This window comes from Chromobacterium sp. FG89 (assembly GCF_057808735.1).
The window spans coordinates 166,947-181,047 of the sequence record NZ_JBMDIQ010000004.1 but is presented as its reverse complement, the minus strand read 5'-3'; the positions used below and the strand labels follow the sequence as shown (position 1 = coordinate 181,047).

The following is a 14,101-nucleotide window of genomic DNA, read 5'->3' as shown; positions in this document are numbered from 1 at the left end:
CCAATACCACTTACATACAACTTTAATACAACTTAAATACAAGTCGGCGCGCCGCGCCGGCCTTTCGCCCCGCCTTTTTCCAAGAAGGAGATGGACTGTGAGCAAAGCCTTACTGCTGCTGAAAACCGGCCTGGCCGGCACCGCCGTGGCCGGCGCCGCGCTGCTGGCCACCCAGCACGCCCCCACCGCCGCCAAGGCGCCGGCATCCGCCGCCCGCGACGGCCTGATCAAAACCGCGGCCGCCAGCTGCGCCGACCCGGCCTGGAGCGCCGGCTCGATCTACACCGGCGGCCAGCGCGTCAGCTACCAGGGCCAGACCTGGGAGGCCAAATGGTGGACCCAGGGCAATACGCCCTCCGCCAGCGACGCCAGTCCATGGAAATTGATCGGCCAGTGCGACGGCGGCGGCGGCAACCCGACCGAACCGCCGCTGGTGCAAGTGCCGCCGCCCACCGGCAACGCGCTGTGCCGGCCGGAAGGGCTGGCGCGCACCGACGGCGTGGACGTGCCGTATTGCGCGGCCTACCAGAAAGGCGGCGCCGAGCAGTTGGCCAACGGCAGCCGCAAGCGGCTGATCGGCTACTTCACCAGCTGGCGCACCGGCAAGAACGGCCAGCCGGCCTACCTCGCCAGCGACATCCCCTGGGGCAAGCTCACCCACATCAACTACGCCTTCGCCCACGTGGACGGCAACAACCGGCTGTCGGTGGGCGAAAACAATCCCGGCAACCCGGCCACCGACATGAGCTGGCCGGGCGTGCCCGGCGCGGAAATGGACGCCAGCCTGCCCTATAAGGGCCACTTCAACCTGCTGACCCAGTACAAGCGCAAATACCCGGGCGTCAAAACCCTGGTCTCGGTGGGCGGCTGGGCCGAGACCGGCGGCTATTTCGGCGCGGACGGCAAGCGCGTCAACAGCGGCGGCTTCTACAGCATGACCATCAACGCCGACGGCAGCGTCAACCAGGCCGGCATCGACGCCTTCGCCGACTCCGCCGTCGCCTTCCTGCGCAAATACGGCTTCGACGGCGTGGACATCGACTTCGAATACCCGACCTCGATGAACGACGCCGGCAATCCGCTGGACTGGAGCATCGCCAACGCCCGCCGCGGTTCGCTGAACAAGGGCTTCAACGCGCTGACGCGGACATTGCGCGAACGGCTGGACCGCGCCGCCTCCCAAGACGGCCGCTACTACCAGCTCACCGCCGCGGTGCCGGCCTCCGGCTATCTGCTGCGCGGCATGGAAGCCTTCCAGAGCCTGCGCAACTTCGACTTCGTCAACGTGATGTCCTATGACCTGCACGGCGCCTGGAACGAGTTCGTCGGCCCCAACGCCGCGCTCTACGACGACGGCAAGGACGCCGAACTGGCGCGCTGGAGCGTGTACACCACCGCGCAATACGGCGGCATCGGCTATCTGAACACCGACTGGTCCTACCACTACTACCGCGGCGGCCTGCCGGCGGCGCGCGTCAATATCGGCGTGCCCTACTACACCCGCGGCTGGAAAAACGTCAACGGCGGCAGCAACGGCTTGTGGGGCACTTCGGTGGGCGGCAACTGCCCGACCGGCCTGAAAACCTGCGGCGACGGCGCGGTGGGCATAGACAATCTGTGGCACGACCTGGACGAACAAGGCCGTGAAGTGGGCGCCGGCTCCAACCCAATGTGGCACGCCAAGAACCTGGAGAAAAACCAGGGCGGCAGCTATCTGTCCGCCTACCTGGACCCGAGCAAGCCGGAAAACCAGCTCAGCGGCAGCTATCAGCGTTTCTACAACGACACCCTGAGCGCGCCGTGGCTGTGGAACGCCGGCAAGAAAGTGTTCCTGTCCACCGAGGATGAGCAGTCCATCGCCAAGAAAGCCGCCTGGGTCGACGCCAACAACGTCGGCGGCGTGATGTTCTGGGAACTGGCCGGCGACTACGACTGGAAACAGGAGCGCAACGGCGGCAAGGGCGAGTACTTCATCGGTACCACGCTGACCAGCCTGCTGTACAACGCTTTCAGCAAACCGGCCGCCGTCAGCGTCAAGCCCGCCGCCACCGCCCCGGCCGCCACCGCCGCCATCGACGTCGGCTTCTCGCTGGACGGCTACGCGCTGGGCGACAGCAATTATCCGATCAACCCCAAGCTGACCATCACCAACCGTTCCGGCAGCACCCTGCCCGGCGGCACCGAGTTCCAGTTCGACGTGCCCACCTCGGCGCCGTCCAACTTCGCCGACCAGTCCGGCTTCGGACTCAAGGTGATCAGCGTCGGCCATAGCGGCAACAATATCGGCGGCCTGAAGGGCGACGCCCATCGCGTCTCGGTCAAGCTGCCGTCGTGGCAGTCGCTGGCGCCGGGCCAGAGCGTCAGCCTGGCCGTGGTCTACTATCTGCCGATCTCCGGCCCGCGCAACTTCAGCGTGACTTTGGGCGGCAAGACTTACGCCATCCGCGAGGAGGCGCCCTACCTGCCTTACCTACGCTGAGATCCGCTTCAAAGTCTGGCGCTGGCTCGCCAGGCTTTGAACGGGTTCTGAATTCCCTCGTTCTCCTCAGTACCTTCCAAGCCGGGTTCGCCCGGCTTTTTTTCTGCGCCACCGTCCGCCGGCGGCTGCCATTGCATCAACTCGTTCAAGCGTTCCAGCGCCGCCTGCGGCGTCAAGCCGAACACCGGCTTTTTGCCGTCGAGAAAACGCTGGTAAAACAAGAAGGTCGGATCGGTTTTCATCGCTGTGGACTCCCGCTGTGGATGCGAGTATTGTCGGCGCAATATGAGGCAATAAAAATTGCTGACTTTCAATCAGGAAACTTCCTCTTATGTCCGCGCGGCTCGCCCAGCAATACCAGAAGCTCCATCATCACTTCGCCGGCCAGACCGAGGCCGTCTCGCTGCAACAGCTGGCCGACCTGCTGTTTTGCACGCGTCGCCACATGCGCAGCCTGCTGCAACAGATGCAGGCGCAAGGCTGGATAGCGTGGCAGGCGCAAGCCGGGCGCGGCATGCGCTCGCAACTGCGCTTTCTGCAAGCCCCGGAGCAGTTGCAGCGGGAGCGCGCCGCGCAATTGCTGGAACAGGGCCGGGTGGAGCAGGCGGTGGACTTGCTGGGCGACGACCGCGGCGAGCTGGCGCCCTTGCTGTTGGCGCGGCTGGGCAAACGCTGGAGCCAGGACCGCCAGGTATTGGGCGTGCCTTATTACCGGCCCTTGCCCAACCTCTACCCCGGCACGCCCTTGCGCCGTTCCGAGCGGCATCTGGTCGGCCAGATCTTCAACGGACTGAGCCGGATAAATGAGGAAAAAGGGGAAGTAGAAGGCGATCTCGCCCATCACTGGAGCCAGCAGGGCCCGCTGGAATGGCACTTCCACCTGCGACCGGCGGTGCGCTGGCACGACGGCCGCGAGCTGAGCGTCGCCGATGTCCAGGCCTCGCTGCTGCGCTTGCGCGCGCAGCCGCTGTTCTCCCATCTGCAAGCCGTGCGGCCCTTGTCGCCGCGCAGCCTGGCGCTGGAATTGAGCGAGCCCGACCAATGGCTGCCCTGGCTGCTGGCCGACAGCGCCGCGCTGATCCTGCCGGCCGACCACGCCGCCCGCGCCGACTTCGCCTCGCGCCCGGTGGGCACCGGCCCTTACCGCGTCGCCGCCAACACCCGCCACCGGCTGTGCTTGCAGGCCTTCGACGATTACTTCGGCTACCGCGCGCTGCTGGACCAGGTGGACATCTGGATGATGCCGGAACTGGGCGAACAACTGGAACACGGCAACGGCCAGGTCTGCGGCCTGGAAGTGCGCATCAATCCGCGCGAGCCCAGCGTGCAGACCGAAATGGCGCTGGAGTCCGGCGTCTACTTCCTGCTCGCCGACGGCCGCTCCTCGCGTCTGCACGACGCCGCGCTGCGCGACTGGCTGGCCCAGGCCCTGGCGCCGCTGGCCGTGATCCATGAAACCGCGCCGGCGGTGCGTCAGTACTGGGCGCCGGCCGCCGGCCTGCTGCCCAATTGGCACCACGCCCAGCCGGCCTTGAACCTGAAGCCGCCGGACGGTCTGAGCGCGCTGCGTCTGGCGTATTACGAGCAGCATCCGGAGTACCAATTGATCGCCGCCGCGATGGCGCGCTGCCTGCGGCCCCACGGCGTGACGCTGGAATGCCTCGCTCTGCCCTACGCCGACTGGGAGCAGGGCCGGGCCGACGCCGATGTGTGGCTGGGCTCGGTCAACTTCGCCACCCGGCCGGAATACTCGGTGGCCGCCTGGGTGCTGGGCACCCCGCTGCTGCGCCGTTGCCTGGAGCCGGCGCTGCCGCTGGCGCAGTGGCATCAGAGCTGGCGCCAGGGCCTGTTCCGCGCCCAGGATCTGTCCGCCGCCGTGGTCCAGCAACGCTGGATGCTGCCGCTGTTTCACAACTGGCTGCGGCTGCAAGGGCCAGCCCAGATGCAGGGCGTGCGCCTCAACAGCCTGGGCTGGTTTGATTTCAAGTCCGCCTGGCTGCAAGCGGACGGCTGAAGCGGTTCAAACGCGGGGTCGCCTGATGCCGCGCGAATAATTTCACATAAAGATACTTTAAGTAAAATATCTTCCCAGGAATACATATCCATGACATAATCGCCCCCCATGGACAAGATAGACACCATCATCTCCCAGTGGCGGCGCGAGCGGCCCGATCTGGACAGCGCCAGCATCGGCGTCATCGGTCGGCTGGCGCGGCTGGTCACTCACGTGGAGCGCGCGCTGGCCGACAACTTCGCCCGCTTCGGACTCAAGGACGGCGAGTTCGACGTGCTGGCCACGCTGCGCCGCGCCGGCGCGCCCTACCAGCTATCGCCCACCATGCTCTACACCACGCTGCTGCTGACCTCGGGCGCGGTCAGCAAGCGCCTGGACCGGCTGGAGAGCGCCGGCTGGGTGGAGCGCCTGCCCGACCCCAAGGACCGCCGCGGCATGCTGATCCGTCTGAGCCCGGCCGGACTGGAGCTGATTGAGCGCGCGATGAGCGCCCACATCGCCACCCAGGACACCGCGCTGGCCGCGCTGGCCACGCCGCAACGCGAACAACTGGCTGCGCTGCTGAGCCAGTGGCTGCAAAGCTTCCCCGGAGAAGCGCAAGCCGAAGCGACGCCCCAAGCTCGCCCCCTCCCCACCGAAAGCAAAACTTCATGAAGCAAGACACCTCCGTTCAGCGCCCGCTGTGGCTGGCGCTGTCCATCATCCTGGTGGGCCTGAACCTGCGCCCCGCCCTCGCCGCCATCGGCCCGCTGCTGGACCAGCTGCGCCACGCCACCGGCATGAGCTTCAGCGACGCCTCGCTGTTGACCACGCTGCCGGTGGCCACCATGGGCGCCGGCGCCTTTCTGGGCAGCTGGCTGGAACGCCGCGCCGGCGCGCGGCTGGGCGTGGTCATCGCCCTGCTGCTGATTTTCTTGTCCAGCGCGCTGCGCTGGCTGCCGGCGAGCTTCGGCGCGCTGCTGGCCACCGCGCTGATGGCCGGCATCGGCATCGCGCTGGCCCAGGCCCTGATTCCCGGCTTCATCAAGCAGTATTTCCCGCACAAGGTCTCGGCGCTGATGGGCTTCTACATCACCGCCATCATGGGCGGCGCCTCCCTGGCCGCCGCCGGCGCGCCGTGGCTGGCCGCGCATAGCGCGCATTGGCAAAACGGCCTGGCCGCCTGGGCCGCTCTGGCGGCGCTGGCGCTGCCCTGCTGGCTGCTGAGCGCGCCGCGCCGCGCTCCCGGCGGCGGCTCCGCCGCGCGCGCTCCGCAATTCAGCCGGATCCCGCGCGCCTGGCTGCTGGCCTTTTATTTCGGCATCGGCACCGCGGTCTACGCCAGCTCGCTGGCCTGGCTGCCGGCCTTGTTCGTGCAACTGGGCTGGAGCCAGCAGCAAGGCGGCCTGATGCTCAGCTTCATGACCGGCATGGAAGTGGTGTCCGGCCTGACCATCCCGCTATTGTCGGCGCGCAGTCATGATATGCGCGGCTGGCTGACCCTGGTGCTGCTGGCGGTGCTGGCCGGCTTGCTGGGCATGGTGCTGGCGCCGCACGGCGGCCTGCTGCTGCTGTGGGTGGCGCTGCTGGGTCTGGGCGTGGGCGGCCTGTTCCCGCTGACCATGATTCTGACGCTGCACCACTACGAGGACGCGCGCAACGCCGGCCAGTTGTCAGCCTTCGTGCAGGGCATAGGCTATCTGATCGCCGCGGTGGCGCCCTTCGCCGCCGGCTGGATCCGCGACGCCACCTCCAGCTTCAATCTGGCCTGGCTGTGCCTGGCGCTGCTGATCGCCAGCCTGCTGGTGCTGACCCGCCGCTTCGCGCCCCAGGGCTACGCCGAAGCGATGCAAAACCCGGCCGTCGTCGCCGCGCAGCCCCGTTGATCCCGGGACGGCGGCACACCACAGGAGAGAGTCGATGAGCACAACCGTTCCCTTCCGCCTGAGCAATCCCGCCGGCCTGTACGACCCGGCGCCCAACGGCTATTCCCATCTGGCCATCGTCGACGCCGGCAGCCGCATGCTGCTGGTGGCCGGTCAGGGCGGTGAAAACGCCGCCGGCGAACTGGCCGACGGTTTCGAGGCGCAAGTGCGCCAGGCCTTGGCCAATCTGCGCACCGCCTTGGCCGCCGGCGGCGCCGACCTCGCCCATGTCGCCAAGCTGACGGTGCTGATCGTCGATCACAGCGAAACGCGGCTGCGCGCCTTCGGCGCGGAACTGGCCGCCGCCTGGGGCGCGCTGCCCGCGCCGGCCTGCACGCTGATCCCGGTGCCGCGGCTGGCGCTGGACGGCATGCTGTTCGAAATCGAGGCCACCGCCTTCCTGCCCGCTTGACTCTCCGACGCAAATCCGACGCAAAAAAGCCCGCCGTGAAGGCGGGCTTTTTTTCATTGGCGGCCGCGCTCAGCGCCGCGGCATGAAGCGCACGTAATCGCCTTCTTCCACCTTGCCCGGCGCCTGCACCGCGCCGACGGCGAAATTGGGCTGCACCTGGCTGATGACGACGTCGCCGGCCAGGGTTTCCGGCACGCCCAGCTCGCGCCCGGAGATCAGATCGCGCACCGGCTGCGCGCTCTTGCGCTGATAGACCAGGAATTTATCGCCGACGGCGACGCCGTCCAGCGAGCCGGCGTTGATGTAGACCTGGCGCGGGCCGGCCAGTTTGACGATGCGTGCGGAGAACGGAATGCAGGAAATCACCTCGCCTATCCTGCTCACCGCCTGATCCAGCGCCCGGTTCACCGCCTGGCCGTAATCGCTCTGCCAGAACGCCGCCGAGGCGAAGGGCCGCGGCGGATTCGGCGTCACTTCGCCCTTGGCCAGCTCCGACACCCGCTCGCGGGCCAGCAAGGCGCCGGTCAGCGCGTCGTACACCCAGACTTCGGCGTCGAACTGGCGCTCGGTGGGCACGTATTTGACCCCGCCGCCGAACAGGCCGGCGAACGGCCCGTTGTAGAACGTCCCCTGCTGACTGGTGTTGTTGGACTCGTACAGCGATTTGCGCAGCCCCTTGGCGGTGGCGCCGGTGGCCAGCACCCGCCCGGCCACCACGAACTGGGCGTCCTCGGACTGGCCGATGCGGCGGGCGATCTCCGCGCCGGCGGCCGGCTCGGCCACGCGCGCATCCGCCAGCACCGACACCGTGTTGGCGTCCAACAGGCTGTACATGCGGTTGGCGCCCAGCCGCCGCGACAGCTCGGTGGGCAGGCCGGTGGCCAGCTCCGGCATGTCGGACGCCTCTGCCGGGCGGTCCACCTGGAAATACGTGGTGACGATCTTGCGGCGCAGGCTGCGGCCCGGCGGCATCGCGCAGGCGGCCTCCTTGCCGCGCGCGGCGCCGGACGGTTTGGCGGTGTCCACCTCCACCAGCACATGGTAGAGCTTGCCCTGCTGGAACTCCTTCACCACCTTGACCGCGCCCTGCGCCGGCGCCAGCGGCGTCAGCGTGCCGGACTCGCTGCTCCTGCCGTAATCCAGCCCCTGCGAAGCCTCCACCCGCGCGCCCTGGCGCAGCGCCACCATCTTGAGCGCGTCCTGCAGCGCCTGCTCGCGCGCGGCGGCGACGCCGTTGTCCAATGAGGCCACGCCCTCGGCGCGCATGATCTCGGCGCCGGCCGGACAAACAAAAGCCGCCGCAAACGCGGCGGCCAGCAGGGTACGGAAACGAAACCGCATCATTGAGCCATGTAGTAGTTGCTGTTGTAACGCGCCGCGCCGCAATTGCCCTCGGCGCACTGCAGGCCGGACGTGGCGTTTTCCTGCGAAGCCTTCATCACGCTGCCGGTCTTGTCCAGCGCCTGGCGGAACTGCTTGTAGAAGTCCTGATCCAGCGTGATCTCGGCCACCGCCTCGCTGGTGCCGTCCGGCTTCATGTTGTTGGACACGATGTTGACCCCGCGCAGATAGGCGTCCACATAGGTGCGGAAGCTATCGCTGTTGGCGATCATGTTCGACACCGAGCTGTTGCCCACCAGCTTCATGCCCTGCACCTGTTCCGCGATGGCGCGGAAAGCGTCCAGCCGGGCGGCGCGCAAGGCCAGCAGCTTGCGCTGCGACGGCGTCAGGCTGGAGGTGTACGGCGCCGCGCCGCTGCCCACCACCCGCACCACGATGGGCTGATAGGGATTCACTTCCTTGACCACCACCTTGGGCGCTTCGGTTTCAATGCCAGGACCGACGAAACCGACGCCGCTCGGCGTCATCCCCGCGGCGGCGCGCGGCGCCTCGGCGGCCAGCGGCGGACGCTCGGCGGTGGCGCAGGCGGACAAGCCCAGCAAGACGGACAGGAAGCAGGCAACACTGGGAATCGTTTTCATGGCAAATACCGTTGGATATTGCTCGAATTATGAAGCGATCTAAGCGAACGTCAACCGCAACATCGGCATTCCTATGCAAAACTTGAATAAAAACAAAATCCCGCCCGCATCAATGGCCGCCGGCGTCGGCCCGGTTCAATTGCCGCGCCGAGGAAAATCCGGCCGCCAGCGCGGCCTTCTCCTTGGACAGGCCGGCGCCGCGCCACTGGCTGGCCAGCGCCAGGCGCAGCCCGGTGTGATAGTCGTGCACCGACACGCCGGCGTGCTCGCGGAACAAGCGCGATAAATGCCTGGCGCTGACGTGCACCTGGCCGGCCAAGTCCTCCACCCGCCAGCCGCGCGCCGGATCGGCGGCGATCAGGTCCTGCGCCTTGTGCACCGCCGGGTGCAAATGGTTGCGGTGCGTCAGCCACGGCGACAACTCCGGATCCCCGGCGGAACGGCGGAAATACACCACCATGTGGCGCGCCACGTCCCGCGCCAGCGCCGGGCCGGCCAGCTGCGCGATCAATTGCAGCGCCAAGTCCACCCCGGCGGTGATGCCGGCGCTGCTGCTGATGGGCCCGTCCTGCACGAAGACGCGGTTCTGCTGCACCCTGGCCTGCGGCGCCAGCTGCTGCAAACGCTGCAGCAAAGTGTGGTGAGTGGTGCACTGGCGGCCGTCCAGCAAACCGGCTTCCGCCGTCAGCAGGCTGCCGGAACAAATGCTGGCCACCCGCTGGCGGCGGGGATCCACCCTGCGACGCAGCCAACGCACGATCTCGCGCGCCTCCGGGCGCGCGTAAGCCTCGATCGAATGCGCGGCGCCGCTGATCACCACCAACGCCTCGTCCGGTAAAACCTCTGGCAAGGGCGCCGCGCCTTCCAGACTCAAGCCCAGCGAGGTAGGCACGCCGGACGCCGGCGCGATGTAATGCGACCGGAACGGCGCGCCCAGTTGCGCGGCGATGCGGAAAGCGTCGGCCGGGCCGGCCAGGTCTACCAGCAGCAGATTGGGCGGCAACACGAAAAAGATATCAAGCGCCACGCGTCGCCGCTCCCGCGCGCCGGCGCGCCAGCCAGCGCGCGCCGAACACGTTCACCGCCAGCCCGGCCAGCAACAACAGGCTGCCGGCCGCCTGCAGCGCGTTCAGGCGCTCGCCCAGCAGCAGGCCCGAGGCCAGCACGCCCACCACCGGCACCAGCAGGGAAAACGGCGCCACCTTGCCGGCCGGATGGCGCGACAGCAGCCGGCTCCACAAGCCATAGCCAAACAGAGTGGCGACAAAAGCCAGATAGGCCACCGCGAACAGCGCCTGCGGTGTGAAATGCTCCAAGGCGGCGGCGATGCGCTCGCCCCCTTCCAGCCACCAGGACAGCAGGAAGAACGGAATCGGCGGCACCAGGCTGGACCACACCACCAGGCCCAGCGGCTGCACGCTGTAGCCGGCGCGGCCCATCTGCCTCACCACCACATTGGACAATGCCCAGCTGAAGGCGGCGGCGATGGTCAGACCCAGGCCCACCGCCGTCATGCTGCCGCCCTTGCTCAGGCCTATCAGCGCCAGGCCGCCCAGGGCCAGCAGCAGGCCGGCCATCTGGCTGGCCTGCCAGCGCTCGCGCAGCCACAGCCCGGCCAGGATCAGGGTGAAGAAAGCCTGCGATTGCAGCACCACCGAGGCGAGGCCGGCCGGCATGCCCAGCTTGATCGCGGTGAACAGGCAGGCGAACTGGCCGACGCCCACGCTGAGGCCGTAGGCCAGCAGATAGCGCCACGGCAGCGCCGGCCGGCGGATGAAGAACAAGGCCGGCACCGCGGCCAGACAGAAGCGCAGGCCGCCCAGCAGCAAGGGCGGCACATCGGACACGCCCCATTTGATCACCACGAAGTTGACGCCCCACACCAGCACGATGGCCAGCGCCTGCAAGAGATCACTCCACGGCATCGCCGCCTCCCTGGGCTTGCGCGCCCGGCCACAGCACCGCCTGGGCGACGATGACGCGCTCGCCGTTGAAGGTGGCCGCCGGCGAGCCGTACAGCCGGTAGCCCAGGGCCAGCGCCTCGCTGACGCGGCGGCAGAAGCCGGCGTCGTCCGGGCCGGTCAGCAGACGGTAGACCGGCATGTCGTCGGGCGGAAGGGTGGGCTGCATGCAATTCTCCCATGGCTGCGCGGCGGGCCGCGCCCGCCGCATTCATTTTGGATATCGCTTTACGGTAACATCAGATAGTCGAGATGGCGATGATCAAATACCCGCCGTTCAGCGCGCCAGCTTGGCCAGCGCCTGCTCCACGCTGACGATGTCGGCGAAACGGCCGGCCAGCACCAGCTCGGTCTTGGCGCGAATCTCCGCCGCGCTGAACACCTGGCCGCTATGCGGATGGCTCATGTCGAAAGTCAGCGTGGCCTCGGTGACGAAATCCACCTCGTAGCCCAAGTCCGAGGCCACCCGGGTGGTGGTTTCGCAGCATTGCTCGGTGCGGATGCCGGACACGATCAAGCGCTGGATACCGTGGCGGATGAGCCAGGGCTGCAGGCCGGAATCGGTCAGGGCGTTGTGCACGTGCTTGACGAAGGTGGCGGCCGGCCGGTGGCGCAGCCACTCCAGCGGCCGCACCAGGCCGGACTCGGCGGAAAAGGCGGCGTCGCCGTCTTCGTGCAGGATGTTGATCACCGGCGCGCCCAGTCTCTCGGCGCCGGCGATCAATTGCTGCAGCTTGTCCTGAAAGGCCGGAATCTCGTCTTCCTTCCAATACGGACGGTGGCGGAACGACTCTTGCGCGTCAATCACCAGCAAGGCGGTTTTCTTCATGGCGGTTTCTCCCTCGCGTCCGGGCCGGACGCTGTTGAACACAGCCCGAATGCTACGGACTCTCCCGCCTTTATTTAACGCTGATTACGGACAAGCCGCTGTCAAAAACGGACATCGTGCCCACCGCTCGCGGCGCCGCCTGCGCGGCCACGACCTCGGCCGCCCGCGCCGGGCCCTGCGGCTGGAATTCGTCGTACAACAGCCACAGCGCGGTGGCCGCCATCAACACGCCCATACTCAGATTGAAACCCAGCAAGGCGCGCGGGCTGGCCAGCCAGGCGCGCAAGCGCTCGCCGGCCCAGGCCCAGACGCCGATGCAGGGCAGGTTGACCACGGCGAACACCGCCGCCAGCATGGCCGCGCCCAGCCAGCGCTGCCCGTCCGCCGCCGGCATGAACAGGATGGCGGCGTTGATCACCATCACCCAGGCCTTGGGATTCAGCCATTGAAACAGCGCCGCGCCGACAAAGCCCAGCGGGCGCGCCGCCGCGCCCGCCTCCGGCTGGCCGGCGCGGGCGATCTTCCAGGACAGCCACAATAGATAAGCGCAGCCCAGCAGGGCCAGCGGCAACCGCGCGGCCTGGATGCCGTCCAGCAGCAGCGACAGCAGGCTGCCCACCAGGAACACCTGGAAAGCGCAGCCCAGGCTGATGCCCAGCATGTGCGGGATGGTGCGGCGAAAGCCGAAATTGACGCCGGACGCGGTCAGCATCAGGTTATTGGGGCCGGGGGTGATGGACATCACCGCCACGTAGGACAGTAGGGCGAATTCGGGCATGACGGGCTTCACTTTCTTGCTCCGCGCCGGCCGGCGGCGCGGTATGACGATGCATGGGGCCGACGCGGCCCCGCTTTCCCAATCCATGCTACGCAGCGACTCGCCGCGCCGACAGCCGCAGCTGTCACCTTTCGCGGTGGTGACAGCGCGGCGTTTCCTCAAACTGTCACCATCGCCTATCATGGGCACTGTGTCTGTCTACCACCGCCCAAGCGCGGCAAGCTGTGCTCATGGAACCCATTGTCGCCCCCCAAGCCCCCACGCTGTATCAGCAACTGGCCGACGATCTGTCGCTGGCCATCAAGCGCGGCACGCTGCCGCCCGGCGCCAAATTGCCGTCGGTGCGGCGCACCTCGCAAAGCCGCCAGCTCAGCCTGAACACCGTGGTGGCCGCTTACCGGGTGCTGGAAGACCGCGGCCTGATCGAGGCCCGGCCGCAATCCGGCTACTACGTGCGGGCGCGGCTGCCGTCGCCGGCGCGGCCGGCCGCCACCCTCAGCAGCCCGGCGGCACCCACCCGCCCGCAGGTGCTGGGCCTGATCGACACCGTGCTGGAGGCGCAGCAGAACGAGGACTACATCGACCTGGCGCTGGCCTGTCCGCACGGCGGCGACTTCTACCCCGGCGGCAAGCTGGGCCGGCTAATGGGACAGATACTGCGCCGCCAGCCCGGCATGATCAGCCGCTACGCGCTGCCGCCGGGCTCCTTGCGGCTGCGCACCCAGATCGCGCGCCGCGGTCTGGAACTGGGCATGACCTTGCAGGCGCAGGACATCGTGCTCACCCACGGTTGCATGGAAGCGCTGCAATTGGCGCTGCGCGCGGTGACCCGGCCCGGCGACACCGTGGGCCTGGAATCGCCCACCTATTTCAACCTGCTGCCCTTGATCGCCAGCCTGGGCCTGAAAACGGTGGAGATCCCCACCGACCCGCAAACCGGCCTGTCCATCGACGCGGTGGAACTCTTGCTGGCGGAAAAACGCATCAACGCGCTGGTGGCGATGCCCAATGTGCACAATCCGCTGGGCGCGACCATGCCGCTGGAGGCCAAGAAACGGCTGGCGCGGCTGATCACCCGTCACCAAGTGCCGTTGATCGAGGACGCGCTGTACGCCGAGCTGCAGTTCGGCGACACCCTGTCGCCTGCGGTCAAGGCCTTCGACGACGAAGGCTGGGTCATCGTCTGCTCCAGCTACACCAAGACCCTGGCGCCCGATTTCCGCATCGGCTGGATGGAGGGCGGACGCTTCGGCCACGCGCTGCGCCAGCTCAAATTCGCCTCCTCGGTGGCGGAGCCGGCGGTGCTGGCGGAAACCCTGGGCGCCTTTCTGGAGTCCGGCGGCTACGACCATCATCTGCGCGCGCTGAAGCGGCGCTACGCCGCCCACGTGGAAAAAGTCCGCGGCATGATCGCGCGCCACTTCCCGGCCGGCACCCACGCCACCGCGCCTTCCGGCGGTTTCCTGATCTGGGTGGAACTGCCCGAGGACATCGACGCGGTGGCGCTGTTCCACGCCGCCATCGCGGAAAAGATCAGCATCATGCCCGGCCCGCTGTACTCCCCCAGCGGCCGCTATCCCAACGCGCTGCGGCTGTCCTGCTGCTATCCGCTGGACGACCGCTATCTGGCGGCGCTGGCGCGCGTCGGCGAACTGGCCGGCCTGCTCCGGCGTTCATAAAACCCCGCCGGCAACGCCAGCCGGCGGCGGATCCCGCGCAAGTCCGCGCCCCGCCGCGCGCGA

Annotated in this window: 14 protein-coding genes; 6 read left to right on the top strand and 8 right to left on the bottom strand. The window is 67.9% G+C overall.

Annotated elements, in window-relative coordinates:
- Positions 1–97: 97 nt before the first annotated feature.
- Positions 98–2,479, top strand: a complete 2,382-nt coding sequence (locus tag ACODRW_RS05740) for a chitinase C-terminal domain-containing protein (RefSeq protein WP_488905343.1) — start codon at positions 98–100, stop codon at positions 2,477–2,479.
- Between the two features lie 8 nt (positions 2,480–2,487).
- Here the strand turns inward: ACODRW_RS05740 and ACODRW_RS05735 are convergent, their stop codons facing one another.
- Positions 2,488–2,721: a hypothetical protein gene (locus tag ACODRW_RS05735; protein WP_488905342.1), complete on the bottom strand. Its 234-nt coding sequence runs from the start codon at positions 2,719–2,721 to the stop codon at positions 2,488–2,490.
- A gap of 89 nt (positions 2,722–2,810) precedes the next feature.
- On the opposite strand from ACODRW_RS05735, the gene sgrR reads away from it, so the two are divergent.
- From sgrR to ACODRW_RS05715, 4 genes are all read left to right on the top strand, one after another.
- On the top strand, positions 2,811–4,493 hold the full coding sequence (sgrR, locus tag ACODRW_RS05730; RefSeq protein ID WP_488905341.1) for an HTH-type transcriptional regulator SgrR: 1,683 nt from the start codon (positions 2,811–2,813) through the stop codon (positions 4,491–4,493).
- A gap of 108 nt (positions 4,494–4,601) precedes the next feature.
- Entirely contained in the window at positions 4,602–5,147 is a 546-nt protein-coding gene (locus tag ACODRW_RS05725) for a MarR family winged helix-turn-helix transcriptional regulator (protein ID WP_488905340.1), read from the top strand.
- Positions 5,144–6,358, top strand: a complete 1,215-nt coding sequence (locus ACODRW_RS05720; RefSeq protein WP_253314119.1) for a cyanate transporter — start codon at positions 5,144–5,146, stop codon at positions 6,356–6,358. The genes ACODRW_RS05725 and ACODRW_RS05720 overlap by 4 nt, the downstream gene beginning before the upstream one ends.
- A gap of 34 nt (positions 6,359–6,392) precedes the next feature.
- Positions 6,393–6,809, top strand: coding sequence for a RidA family protein (locus ACODRW_RS05715; RefSeq protein WP_488905339.1), 417 nt, complete (start codon positions 6,393–6,395; stop codon positions 6,807–6,809).
- A gap of 69 nt (positions 6,810–6,878) precedes the next feature.
- Here the strand turns inward: ACODRW_RS05715 and ACODRW_RS05710 are convergent, their stop codons facing one another.
- The 7 genes from ACODRW_RS05710 to ACODRW_RS05680 all read right to left on the bottom strand — a co-directional run bounded on the left by ACODRW_RS05710 (position 6,879) and on the right by ACODRW_RS05680 (position 12,359).
- A complete protein-coding gene (locus ACODRW_RS05710; RefSeq protein ID WP_107801919.1) occupies positions 6,879–8,150 on the bottom strand; it encodes a flagellar assembly protein T N-terminal domain-containing protein in 1,272 nt (423 codons plus the stop codon).
- The gene (locus ACODRW_RS05705) at positions 8,150–8,791 is read right to left on the bottom strand and encodes an LPP20 family lipoprotein (protein WP_488905338.1); all 642 of its coding nucleotides are present in this window, start codon (positions 8,789–8,791) and stop codon (positions 8,150–8,152) included. Before ACODRW_RS05705 ends, ACODRW_RS05710 begins: the two co-directional genes overlap by 1 nt.
- Before the next feature lie 109 nt (positions 8,792–8,900).
- Positions 8,901–9,818, bottom strand: a complete 918-nt coding sequence (locus tag ACODRW_RS05700; protein ID WP_488905337.1) for a GlxA family transcriptional regulator — start codon at positions 9,816–9,818, stop codon at positions 8,901–8,903.
- On the bottom strand, positions 9,808–10,716 hold the full coding sequence (locus ACODRW_RS05695) for an EamA family transporter (RefSeq protein ID WP_107800261.1): 909 nt from the start codon (positions 10,714–10,716) through the stop codon (positions 9,808–9,810). The genes ACODRW_RS05700 and ACODRW_RS05695 overlap by 11 nt, the downstream gene beginning before the upstream one ends.
- The gene (locus ACODRW_RS05690) at positions 10,703–10,921 is read right to left on the bottom strand and encodes a DUF1737 domain-containing protein (RefSeq protein WP_449727709.1); all 219 of its coding nucleotides are present in this window, start codon (positions 10,919–10,921) and stop codon (positions 10,703–10,705) included. The genes ACODRW_RS05695 and ACODRW_RS05690 overlap by 14 nt, the downstream gene beginning before the upstream one ends.
- Before the next feature lie 108 nt (positions 10,922–11,029).
- Positions 11,030–11,581, bottom strand: coding sequence for an isochorismatase family protein (locus ACODRW_RS05685; protein WP_235089436.1), 552 nt, complete (start codon positions 11,579–11,581; stop codon positions 11,030–11,032).
- Positions 11,582–11,651: 70 nt separating this feature from the next.
- Positions 11,652–12,359 carry a LysE family translocator gene (locus ACODRW_RS05680; protein ID WP_488905336.1) on the bottom strand — a complete coding sequence of 236 codons (708 nt, stop codon included), beginning with the start codon at positions 12,357–12,359 and terminating at the stop codon, positions 11,652–11,654.
- Positions 12,360–12,589: 230 nt separating this feature from the next.
- Here ACODRW_RS05680 and ACODRW_RS05675 point away from each other — a divergent pair, with 230 nt between their 5' ends.
- Positions 12,590–14,038, top strand: coding sequence for an aminotransferase-like domain-containing protein (locus ACODRW_RS05675; protein ID WP_107800265.1), 1,449 nt, complete (start codon positions 12,590–12,592; stop codon positions 14,036–14,038).
- Positions 14,039–14,101 lie beyond the last annotated feature (63 nt).

What these genes read in the sequence shown, in the direction of transcription:
- ACODRW_RS05705 (WP_488905338.1), bottom strand. Translation starts at nt 8,791, where the DNA reads ATGAAAACGATTCCCAGTGTTGCCTGCTTCCTGTCCGTCTTGCTGGGC.
- ACODRW_RS05735 (WP_488905342.1), bottom strand. Translation starts at nt 2,721, where the DNA reads ATGAAAACCGATCCGACCTTCTTGTTTTACCAGCGTTTTCTCGACGGC.
- ACODRW_RS05690 (WP_449727709.1), bottom strand. Translation starts at nt 10,921, where the DNA reads ATGCAGCCCACCCTTCCGCCCGACGACATGCCGGTCTACCGTCTGCTG.
- ACODRW_RS05720 (WP_253314119.1), top strand. Translation starts at nt 5,144, where the DNA reads ATGAAGCAAGACACCTCCGTTCAGCGCCCGCTGTGGCTGGCGCTGTCC.
- sgrR (WP_488905341.1), top strand. Translation starts at nt 2,811, where the DNA reads ATGTCCGCGCGGCTCGCCCAGCAATACCAGAAGCTCCATCATCACTTC.
- ACODRW_RS05680 (WP_488905336.1), bottom strand. Translation starts at nt 12,359, where the DNA reads ATGCCCGAATTCGCCCTACTGTCCTACGTGGCGGTGATGTCCATCACC.
- ACODRW_RS05715 (WP_488905339.1), top strand. Translation starts at nt 6,393, where the DNA reads ATGAGCACAACCGTTCCCTTCCGCCTGAGCAATCCCGCCGGCCTGTAC.
- ACODRW_RS05725 (WP_488905340.1), top strand. Translation starts at nt 4,602, where the DNA reads ATGGACAAGATAGACACCATCATCTCCCAGTGGCGGCGCGAGCGGCCC.
- ACODRW_RS05675 (WP_107800265.1), top strand. Translation starts at nt 12,590, where the DNA reads ATGGAACCCATTGTCGCCCCCCAAGCCCCCACGCTGTATCAGCAACTG.
- ACODRW_RS05710 (WP_107801919.1), bottom strand. Translation starts at nt 8,150, where the DNA reads ATGCGGTTTCGTTTCCGTACCCTGCTGGCCGCCGCGTTTGCGGCGGCT.
- ACODRW_RS05685 (WP_235089436.1), bottom strand. Translation starts at nt 11,581, where the DNA reads ATGAAGAAAACCGCCTTGCTGGTGATTGACGCGCAAGAGTCGTTCCGC.
- ACODRW_RS05695 (WP_107800261.1), bottom strand. Translation starts at nt 10,716, where the DNA reads ATGCCGTGGAGTGATCTCTTGCAGGCGCTGGCCATCGTGCTGGTGTGG.